This window comes from Nocardiopsis lucentensis DSM 44048 (assembly GCF_000341125.1).
In the GTDB taxonomy this organism is placed as follows: domain Bacteria; phylum Actinomycetota; class Actinomycetes; order Streptosporangiales; family Streptosporangiaceae; genus Nocardiopsis; species Nocardiopsis lucentensis.
This window is the reverse complement of sequence record NZ_ANBC01000215.1, coordinates 1-2,961: the sequence shown is the minus strand read 5'-3', so window position 1 is coordinate 2,961 and position 2,961 is coordinate 1. Positions and strand designations below refer to the sequence as shown.

The 2,961-nt window shown below is 72.3% G+C and carries 3 protein-coding genes; all 3 read right to left on the bottom strand.

All coding sequences use genetic code 11. From position 1 onward, the window contains the following. Positions 1–1,162, bottom strand: a 1,162-nt coding sequence (locus D471_RS0107195; RefSeq protein WP_017597987.1) for a thymidine phosphorylase, incomplete at its 3' end; no start/stop codon positions are given. 83 nt (positions 1,163–1,245) lie between these two features. Beyond that, positions 1,246–1,677 carry a cytidine deaminase gene (locus D471_RS0107190; protein ID WP_017597986.1) on the bottom strand — a complete coding sequence of 144 codons (432 nt, stop codon included), beginning with the start codon at positions 1,675–1,677 and terminating at the stop codon, positions 1,246–1,248. Beyond that, complete coding sequence (locus tag D471_RS0107185) at positions 1,656–2,918, bottom strand: ABC transporter permease (RefSeq protein ID WP_017597985.1); 1,263 nt, start codon at positions 2,916–2,918, stop codon at positions 1,656–1,658. The genes D471_RS0107190 and D471_RS0107185 overlap by 22 nt, the downstream gene beginning before the upstream one ends. Between the last annotated feature and the right edge of the window lie 43 nt (positions 2,919–2,961).

The following is a 2,961-nucleotide window of genomic DNA, read 5'->3' as shown; positions in this document are numbered from 1 at the left end:
GCGGCCCCCCCGCCGCGACCGTCTCCCCCGGCTTGGCGTGCAGGGTCACCCCCGCGCCGAAGGACACCGCGTCCTCCTTGCGCTCTCGCCCGGCGCCGAGCCGCCACGCGGCCAGCCCCACCTGGTAGGCGTCCAGCCGGGTGAGGGTCCCCGACACGGGCGCCAGCACCACGCGGGTCTCGGCGGCCTCCGGCAGCGGCGCGTCCGGGTCGCCGCCCTGCGCCCGGACGATCTCCTTCCACGACGCCAGCGCGCTGCCGTCCCTGAGCGCCTCGGCCGGGTCCTTGACCCCGTCCCGGCCGGGCGTGAGCCCGGCGGCGGCCAGCATCTCCCGGGCCAGCGCCACGGTCAGCTCCACCACGTCGGCGGGGCCGCCCCCGGAGAGCACCTCGACCGCCTCGGCCACCTCCAGCGCGTTGCCGACCCGGCGGCCGAGCGGCGTGGACATGTCGGTGAGCAGCGCGACCGTGCGCACCCCGTGGTCGTTGCCGATGTCCACCATCGTGCGCGCCAGCTCCCGGGCGGAGTCGACGTCCTTCATGAACGCGCCGGAACCCACCTTGACGTCCAGGACGAGCGACCCGGTGCCCTCGGCGAGCTTCTTGCTCATGATCGACGCGGAGATCATGGGGATCGACTCGACCGTCCCGGTCACGTCGCGCAGCGCGTACAGCTTGCGGTCGGCGGGCGCGAGCCCGGTCCCGGCCGCGCAGATGACACCGCCGGTGCCGGAGAGCACCGCGCGCATCTCGTCCGTGCTGAGCGAGGCCCGCCACCCGGGGATCGACCCCAGCTTGTCCAGGGTGCCGCCCGTGTGCCCGAGCCCCCGTCCGGACAGCTGCGGCACGGCCGCGCCGCAGGCCGCCACGGTGGGCGTGAGCGGCAGGGTGATCTTGTCGCCCACGCCGCCGGTCGAGTGCTTGTCCGTGGTGGGCCGCTCCAGGTCGGAGAAGTCCAGCCGGTCACCGGACGCGAGCATCGCCTCGGTCCAGCGGCTCACCTCGCCCCGGTTCATCCCGCGCAGGAAGACCGCCATGGCCAGCGCGGACATCTGCTCCTCGGCGACCTCGCCCCTGGTGTAGGCGTCGATCACCCAGTCGATCTGTTCGGGAGTGAGCTCCGCGCCGTCGCGCTTGGCCCTGATGATCTCGATGACGTCCATGTCCTGTTCCCCTTCTTCGCGGAACCGTGGCTGAAAAGGCGTCTCCCCGGCACCGGATCTCCGGCGCCGGGGAGACGTCCCGGTCACTGCGTGAGGTTGTGCGGCCCGAAGGCCTGCGGAAGCACCTGGTCCATGGTCAGGACCCCCTCGGGGGTGTCGACCAGCAGGTGCGGCCCGCCGTGTTCGTACAGCAGCTGTCGGCAGCGCCCGCACGGCATGAGGGTCTCCCCCTCGCCGTCCACGCAGCTGAACGCGGTCAGCCGCCCGCCGCCGGAGGCGTGCAGGGCGCTGACCAGACCGCACTCCGCGCACAGGGCGAGCCCGTAGGAGGCGTTCTCCACGTTGCAGCCGCTGACGATCCGACCGTCGTCGACCAGGGCCGCGGCGCCCACCGGGTACCGCGAGTAGGGTGCGTAGGCGTTCCCCATGGCCTGCCGGGCGACCGCGCGCAGCGCCGCCCAGTCCACGGTCCCGGGATCCGGGGCTGTGTCCGTCATGACCGGCTCGCCCTCCACTGCTTACCGATGCCCGCGGGTGGCCGCAGGCTCTGCGAGGCCAGCGACAGCACCAGCAGGGTCGCGATGTGCGGGCTGTAGGTGGCCAGCTCCCGGGGCAGGGAGTCGGTGGTGAAGTACCAGACCAGCAGCAGGAGACCGGCCAGCGCACCGGCGACGGCCAGGCCCTTGCGGTCGGAGCGGACCTGCCAGATCGCGACCGCGAGCAGCGCCACCGCCAGGAGCAGCAGCAGGGCGTGGATCGCCTCGCCGCCGCCGCGCACCTGGAGGGCGTCGGTGTAGCCGAACAGGCCGGCGCCCATGGCCAGGCCGCCGGGCCGCCAGTTGCCGAAGATCATCGCGGCCAGACCGATGTACCCGCGGCCGCCGGTCTGACCCTCCTGGTAGATGTTGGACGCGACGATCGCGAGGAACACGCCGCCCATGCCCGCCAGGCCGCCGGAGATGACCACGGCGATGTACTTGAAGCTGTACACGGGCACGCCCAGGGACTCGGCGGCGTCGGGGTTCTCACCGACCGACCGCAGCCGCAGCCCGAACCTGGTCTTCCACAGCAGCAGGTAGGTCACCGGGATCATGAGCAGCGCGATGAGGGTCAGCGCCGACATCCGCGTGGTCAGTCCGATCACCAGCGACGCCAGGTCGCCGACCAGGAAGATCCCGCTGTCGGCGACGGGCTCCAGCACGCCCGGCAGCCACGGCAGGTTCAGGGTCGGGAACGACGGCGTCGTCGGGGACTGCGCCGCGCCCGCGCCGGGCACGTCCGAGTAGAGCAGGATCGACATGTACCGCATCGCGCCGAGCGCGAGGATGTTGATCGCCACACCGGAGACGATGTGGTCGACCGCGAAGGTCACCGTGGCCACCGCGTGCAGCAGGCCGCCCAGCATGCCGCCGAGCACGCCCGCCATCAGGCCGATCCAGGGGTTGTCGAAGGACCACGCGAAGTAGGCCCCGAACCACGTGCCCAGGATCATCATGCCTTCGAGGCCGATGTTGATGATGCCGGAGCGCTCCGCCCACAGACCGCCCAGACCGGCCAGGCCGATGGGCACCGCGAAGGCGAGCGTGGTGTTGATGGTGCCCGCGTCGGTGAGCATGTCCTGGCCCGTGATGACCCGCAGCCCCGACAGGGCCACGAACACCGCGCAGGTCAGGGTGAGGAAGCGCCACCTGGCCCATCCCCGAGGACGGTACGGCGACTCGTGCACCGCCTCCGTGACGTTGAGTTCCTGGCTCACTGTGCCTCCCCGCCGCGTTCGCCGTCGGTCTTCGGGCCGGTCT